Raw genomic sequence first — 7,204 nt, 5'->3', positions numbered from 1 at the left:
ATTAATCTGTCGGGGAAAATTACTATGAAAGAACAAAAATCATTAATACAATTCTAAGAAAAGAATACTATTTATTATAACTGTTGTATTGTATTGCTAGAAAAAGAGTTGGCTTTAACCAACTCTTTTATTTTCAAATAATCTAAGAACCTATATTGTAAATTTCTTTTCCCTTTTATTTTAAAATCATTACTAATGAACTAGCTGTAGAAACATTAAAATTTGGTGGTAAATAACTTCCCCTACCATTATTATTTAAAATTAATCCATCAGTATACAATCCTGTATTGTACATATTCCATAAACATATCAATTTTTCATTAGCTATTAAATAGTCAGAAAGGTTTTGAATATTATCAATATAAATATTTTTATTTGGAAAGTTCAATTCCCATTTATTTAATTCGATTATCTCAATTAAATATTGATGATAATACATTTGAGCATCTAATATCCCTCCCCATTTTGAAGGATCTGGTTCAGCAGTTGATGATTCTACTGGTGGGTTTGGCCCACCAGACATAGGATTTAAGTGCCAATTATACGCATTAAATTGTTCATGAAACGCAACTTCAAACGGGTTAGAATCAACAACATTTGAATCCATTATGTCAATTAAATTTATACTGGTTAATCTAGAATCTTTAATTAGTTCGTAAAAATAATCTCTTGCATTTTCATTCTCAATCAATGTTTTACCTATTAAAAATGAGGTCATATACATTAATTTATTTTTTTCATCTACTGCATCATCTGATATTTCTATAGGATCAATTGTTCCTCCTCCTCGTCTTCCTTTTTCCATTTTTTCAATCGCATCTATTGTTTCATTTTCAGAACAAGAAACACAAAGTACTAAAACAAAACAAAATAATTTTAAAAATTTCATAAATAACTTTTTTAATATTTCTTGGCACAAAAATACAAAGGAATTAGACCTCTGTATTATTTAGTTCAAATTCGTTGTACTTGAATTCAAATTCGCTTTTAACTTATTAGAAAAGATTTTTTAATACCATGTCTTTTCTTCTAGTAGCTACAGGTATTTGCTCTCCTGTTTTAGTTACAAGAAATCCTTCATTTGTATATTTAGTTATATAGGCTTTATTTACAATAAAAGACTGATGACATTTAATAAATCTCTTTTTATCAAGTAGTTCTTCTACTTTTTTCATAGGCTTTGAAATAACAATACTCTCTTCAAAAAGATAGAAGGTTGTATAATTCCCTTCTGATTTACAATACAAAATATCATCAAATGAAACTAAATGTTGTGTATCTAATGTTTTTAAAACAATTTTATGATGCTCTCCTTCTCTATAATAATGATTTGCAATTGTAATAGAATTACTCAACGTATTCTCTTTCTGTATGGTATTTACCGCTTTTTTTACAGCCTCAACAAATTCATCATCATCAATAGGCTTCAATAAATAATCCAAAGCTCCTAAACGTATTGCTTTTATAGCATGAGAATCAAACCCCGTTACAAAAATTATCTTGAAATTTATCTCCTCTAACGAGGATAAAATATCAAAGCTTGTACCATCACCAAGATCAACATCCATAAATACTAACTGAGGCTGGTATCTTTTTATTTTTTCAATCCCTTCTTTTACTGAAATAGCTTCGTCAACAATAAATAGGTCCTTTTGAAAATTTTGGAACACCCTTTTTTTTAGATCTTCTCTAACATGTCTTTCATCTTCAATTATTAATGTCTTTAGCATACTACAATAATTTATAAGGCATTTTTAACTCTACCCTCGTTCCTTGATAATTTTCTCCCAACTCTTTTTTATTTGTAACAACAATAGCTTCACCTATCATTTTTCGTAAAAAATCATCTATTAATTTTACGGAAGATCTTTTATCAACATTATTCGCATCAATTCCTATGCCATCATCATCAACAACACAGCTAATATATTTTTCACTAAAATTAAGTTGAATAACAAGATTCCCTTTAATTTCGTTTTTACCAAACCCATGAATTATTGCATTCTCTACAAAAGGCTGCAATAACATTGGTGGTATAAAAATCTCATCTTCAATTTCAATACTGTTATCTATTAAAAAATTAAATCTTTCAGGAAATCTAAATTGTTGCAACTCTATATAATCCTGTAAAGATTGGAGCTCATCTTCAATAGGCACGTAATCTTTAGTTGAATTTTCAAATATAGTTCTTAGCAATCTTGAAAATTTTTGAATGTATTTAATTGATTGTTGACTATCTTCTTCAATACTATTTTTAATTAGACTTAAACTATTAAATGTAAAGTGAGGATTCATTTGAGAACGTAATAAACGTTGATGTAATAAAAAATTTTGCTGCTCTATCTTGAATTTTCTTTGTCTAAAAAAATTTAAAACCAACACTCCTATTACAATAGCAAATAATAACAAAGCAGCTAGTATATATTGATTTCGCTCATACTTAAGGCTCTGAATCTCTGTTTTTTTCTTAGCCTTCTCCAAAATGTTTTCATTATTTAGAGATTCTTTTAACGCTTCTAACTCGCTATTTATCCTATCTGCATAGTTTTTTTCCTGATATCTATATATTGAATCTAACTGTGCATTTATTTGTCCTATATCTTTATCTTGTTTATAAAGTATTTCTAAATTAGTTTTCAACGTGCTTCTTTGATTTATATAATTAAGATTATTCAAACCTATCTGAAATATTGAATCTATATACTTTTTAGCAATATCTAATTTCTTTAGTTTAATATATGATTTTGATAAATTATTATAGTTGTTAACTATTCTTGTCTTTCTTAAATGTAAAGGTAATTGCTTAGAGAAAACTAAAGCCTTTTTGTATGTATGTATCGCTTTATCAAATAATTTACTACTGTAAAAATAAGAACCTAGTGTACCATATAATTGATACTTAGCAACGGTTTTTAAATAATTTTCATATTTACTAGCTTCTGCCAATTCATTAATTGCCATATCTTGTTTACCAAGACTACTATAAATATTAGACCTACCAATCTTAGACATTGCATAATTAGTAGTATCCTTTACTTTTAAAAACATTACTGTTGCTGAATCATTTGCTATTAAAGCTTTATCAAATTGTTTTAATTTTACTTTTACTCTTTGCCTAAAATGATAAACATAAGCCTTATTTTTATAATCATACTCATTTAATAATGTAAGTAACTTTTCATTGACTCCCTCAGCATTCAAATAATCTTCCTTATATCTATAATAGGTTATCATTAAAGCTCTAAAATAGAAAACCTCTCTATCTGATTTTATTTTCCCTTTAGAAAAACTAGTTGCTTTATTAAAATTATTTAAAGCTATATCATAGTTTTCTAATCTATTATTATACCGTCCTGATACATAATGATATTCAGCTTTTAAAGAATCAGACATCATTTTTTTAGGAATTTCTTTAAGCTTTTCTAAATAAAATTTTAGGGAATCTTGTGATAATCTATTTCCAATTTTATTGTTAAAATAACTTGGATTTTTTTTTAACATCACTTTATCCTGTTTTTTAAAGCAACCCATTGCAATTAAAAAACATATTACTACAATTATTTTTTTCATACTTACCTATAAACAACTCAACAAAGCTAGTTATTTCTTTATTAACACTCAGTTTAATAACTTTTGAGTTAGCAATCACTCTGTATCAGTAGAGAGTTCATCCATTTTGTTACAATCAACATTTATAATTCACCAAACAATTATTCAAAAAAACAGATTATTATCAAAGCACCTCAATTATGAATTAATACCTCACAAATATGAATTGACTTACATAGATACTTATTTCTTCTATAACTTCGTAAACAACTCACCTCCTTTATTGAAAAAGGATTTGTAAGAAACCAACTACAATTTGTTAACTATTTATGGGGAATACATTAATAAACATAGTACAACAACTTCTTAAAAGAAATCGAATTCCTTTTGATAAGGAAGAATTAGCATTTCAAATACAGAGTCATCCATCGTATCCTAGTTTACACGCTATAACAGGAGTGTTAGATCATTTTAATATAGAAAATGTAGCAGCAGATGTTCCTGTTAACTCAGAAACACTAGAGCAATTACCTTCTTGTTATATCGTACAAGTAAATGATAGTACTGGACAGAACTTAACTGTAGTTGAAAAAAAGAAAAGTGATTATATTTTATATACCACAGAAGGCAAAAAAGAAAAGATATCAGAAGAAGAGTTTTTAAAGAAGTTTACAGGGATTATAGTAGCTGTTGAAAAAACAGATACAATACAAACTAGTAAAAAAACTAGTAAGATTCCTAAATATGTAGGTTTTGGAATCATAAGTATGTTAGCAGTTTTCTTAGTGTTAAAAACAACTGGTTCAGTTTTTAGTATTTCTCATTTATTGCTATCTATAGTAGGAATTGTGGTTAGTGTAGCTATCGTAAAACAAGAATTAGGCTTGCAAACTTCTATTGGCGATGCTTTTTGTTCTGGAGCAGATGATAAAAAAGATTGTGATGCAGTTCTTACTTCAAAAGGCGCAGAAATAATAAAAGGATATAAACTAAGCGACTTCAGTATTTTATATTTTTCAATATTAGCACTTTTAACCTTTATTGAAATAACTACACCAGTACTATCTTATTCAATAAGTTTAGTCGCCATTCCTATAACATTATACTCTATTTACTATCAATATGCAGTAGTAAAAAAATGGTGCTTATTATGTTTGAGTATTGTTGGTTTATTATGGGTACAAGCATTAATTCCTGTACTAACAAATACTTATATTTCTAGCTTTGTGCCTAGTGATTATGTTGTTTTAGCAATTATAGGAACAAGTACATGGTTGGGATGGAGTTATGTAAAACCTCTTATCTCTGAAGTAACAGAATTACGAAAAGAAAAAATAGAAGGAGTTAAATTTAAAAGAAACTACACTTTGTTTGAAGGTATGCTAAATAAATCCCCTCAAAGAAATACAACATTTGATAAAAACCAAGAGATTGTTTTTGGAAATCCGACCTCAAATTTAGAAATAGTTGTTGTAACCAATCCTTTTTGTGGTCATTGTAAACCAGTTCATAAACAAGTAGATGAGATTTTACATAAATATAATGATTCGGTTAAAATAAGAATACGTTTTAATATAAACACTGAAGATAAAAGTGGTAATGCAGTAAAAATAACTAGTCGATTATTAGAGCTCTATAACAACAATAAACAAAAAGAATGTTTAGAAGCTATGAGTGAGATTTATGAAGATGGTAATGTTGATTTATGGTTAAAGAAGTGGGGAGCGACTAATAATAGTGACTACTTTTTATCTGAATTAGAAAGAGAAAAAGAATGGTGTAAAAACAATGCTATTAATTTCACTCCAGAAATTTTAATAAATGGAAGATCATTTCCAAAAGAATACAATAGATCAGACTTAATTTTCTTCATCGAAGAACTAGAAGAAAATAGCCAAACAATAATGAGTAAAATATAAGAACATATTCTCTCGCGAAGAATAGACATAATCGGTGAATGTCTTAAAATGATCACCGCTAAAAACAACTTTAATTATGAAAAAATCAATTTTAAATTTAGGGAAAGCTCTAAATAAAGCGGAACAAAAACAAGTAAGTGGTGGTAGAAAACAATGTGACACAAATTTTGATCGCATATGTGAAGATTTTGGGAGACAATGTGCTGAATCATACTGTCGTTTATTTTTTATACTTAATTAAAAATTATGAAAAAATCGATTTTAAACTTAGGGAATACTTTAAATAAAAAAGAACAAAAACAAATTAACGGAGGTAAATGGAGAGCGTGTTCATCGATAGAGATAGCTGCTGGTTGTTACCATATTAGAACTGGTTGTTTTTGCCCTATAAGTTCTTTTTAATTCATCATAAAACAAGTTCAAAAACAACATCATTATGAAGAAATCAATTTTAAACTTAGGAAATGCTTTAAATAATGTAGAGCAAAAAGAAATTAACGGAGGGCGTCGTCCTAAATACATCTGTAATGCTGATGGACCAATAGTAGTTTGTACTTTTCCACAAACATGTACTTTAGGTAATAATGGATGGTATTGTAGTTAAAATAAAAACAAATTATGAAAAAATCAATTTTAAATTTAGGAAATGCTTTAAATAAAATAGAGCAAAAAGAAATTAACGGGGGTAGAAAATTCTGTACAAGCCATGCACAGTGTCCTGCTAACCAATGTTGTCAATCACCTCCTACTTCAAGTAGTGGAGTATGTGGAGCTGCAAATAATGGTCAAGGTTTATGCAATGGGCAATTACCTTTTGAAGATGTACCATTTGGAGAAATACCAATGTTTTAACTTAAAAGGGCTGTATTTAGCCCTTTTTTTATTTTAACAAAAAATGAGTGCTATAATCATTCTCTTATTAACAATACTAAAATTTTTATTTATGAAAGAATCAATTTTGAACTTAGGAAGTGCTTTAAATAAAACAGCGCAAAAACAAATTAATGGAGGTAAAAAAAATTGTAATACACATAATGATTGCGGACCAGGAGCTTGCTGTAATACTTCAAGATTTTGTCAACTTTTTGGAGCTCCAAATTCAGGCGGGCTTTTATGTGATGGCTCTTTATTAATTTTTTAAGAATACTTATTTAAAAGACACCTATAATTACAAAAAAATGATTTTCACATAACTTTTATTTAAATCTTATGTGAAAATCAAATTATTCAATAAAAAATTAACTTCTTGTATAAGTATATATAAAGGATTAAATTGCAACGGCTTCCTAATTTATAGATGTAAAAATTGCTACGATAAATAGAGCTATTAAAATGTAGAACATAAAAAGTTTTCACTTTATATTTAAGAAGAGAACTATTAAAATAATTAAATTTTTCATTTGAAGAAATTTCCAAATTATAAGCAAACCGAGGCAAAAGATTGTGGCCCAACGTGTATAAAAATAATTGCAAAGCATTATGGTAAAACAATCAACACACAACAACTAAGAAAACTAAGTGAAACAACCCGAGAGGGAAGTAGTTTATTAGGTTTGAGTGAGGCAGTTGAATCTATGGGGTTTAAATCTTTAGGAATTAAACTTGCTTTTAGCAAACTTCGAGAAGCTCCATTACCTTGTATTATTCATTGGAATAAAAACCATTATGTGGTTCTTTATAAAATAAAGAAAAATACTGTATACGTTTCAGATCCAGCTCATGGACTTATTACTTTT

10 protein-coding genes are annotated in these 7,204 nt (G+C 27.7%); 7 read left to right on the top strand and 3 right to left on the bottom strand.

Features of this window, described 5'->3' with window-relative positions; translation table 11 throughout:
• Positions 1-175: 175 nt before the first annotated feature.
• The 3 genes from DS884_RS09080 to DS884_RS09070 all read right to left on the bottom strand — a co-directional run bounded on the left by DS884_RS09080 (position 176) and on the right by DS884_RS09070 (position 3,570).
• Positions 176-889, bottom strand: a complete 714-nt coding sequence (locus DS884_RS09080) for a hypothetical protein (protein ID WP_113786547.1) — start codon at positions 887-889, stop codon at positions 176-178.
• Between the two features lie 106 nt (positions 890-995).
• Complete coding sequence (locus tag DS884_RS09075) at positions 996-1,730, bottom strand: LytR/AlgR family response regulator transcription factor (protein ID WP_113786546.1); 735 nt, start codon at positions 1,728-1,730, stop codon at positions 996-998.
• A 1-nt stretch (position 1,731) separates the two neighbouring features.
• Positions 1,732-3,570, bottom strand: a complete 1,839-nt coding sequence (locus DS884_RS09070; RefSeq protein WP_113786545.1) for a histidine kinase — start codon at positions 3,568-3,570, stop codon at positions 1,732-1,734.
• A gap of 308 nt (positions 3,571-3,878) precedes the next feature.
• On the opposite strand from DS884_RS09070, the gene DS884_RS09065 reads away from it, so the two are divergent.
• The 7 genes from DS884_RS09065 to DS884_RS09050 all read left to right on the top strand — a co-directional run.
• Positions 3,879-5,468, top strand: coding sequence for a vitamin K epoxide reductase family protein (locus DS884_RS09065; RefSeq protein ID WP_113786544.1), 1,590 nt, complete (start codon positions 3,879-3,881; stop codon positions 5,466-5,468).
• A 76-nt stretch (positions 5,469-5,544) separates the two neighbouring features.
• On the top strand, positions 5,545-5,709 hold the full coding sequence (locus DS884_RS18560; protein WP_176974336.1) for a hypothetical protein: 165 nt from the start codon (positions 5,545-5,547) through the stop codon (positions 5,707-5,709).
• 5 nt (positions 5,710-5,714) lie between these two features.
• Positions 5,715-5,870, top strand: a complete 156-nt coding sequence (locus DS884_RS18445; RefSeq protein WP_158530832.1) for a hypothetical protein — start codon at positions 5,715-5,717, stop codon at positions 5,868-5,870.
• Between the two features lie 34 nt (positions 5,871-5,904).
• Complete coding sequence (locus tag DS884_RS18440; protein ID WP_158530831.1) at positions 5,905-6,072, top strand: hypothetical protein; 168 nt, start codon at positions 5,905-5,907, stop codon at positions 6,070-6,072.
• A 14-nt stretch (positions 6,073-6,086) separates the two neighbouring features.
• A complete protein-coding gene (locus DS884_RS09060; RefSeq protein WP_093869072.1) occupies positions 6,087-6,320 on the top strand; it encodes a hypothetical protein in 234 nt (77 codons plus the stop codon).
• A 91-nt stretch (positions 6,321-6,411) separates the two neighbouring features.
• Entirely contained in the window at positions 6,412-6,609 is a 198-nt protein-coding gene (locus DS884_RS09055; protein WP_093869073.1) for a hypothetical protein, read from the top strand.
• Positions 6,610-6,868: 259 nt separating this feature from the next.
• On the top strand, positions 6,869-7,204 hold a 336-nt coding region (locus tag DS884_RS09050), incomplete at its 3' end, for a cysteine peptidase family C39 domain-containing protein (RefSeq protein ID WP_233487137.1).

Origin of the sequence: Tenacibaculum sp. E3R01, assembly GCF_003318185.1 — a bacterium.
In the GTDB taxonomy this organism is placed as follows: Bacteria; Bacteroidota; Bacteroidia; order Flavobacteriales; family Flavobacteriaceae; genus Polaribacter; species Polaribacter halocynthiae.
This window is presented reverse-complemented; position numbering and strand designations above follow the sequence as displayed.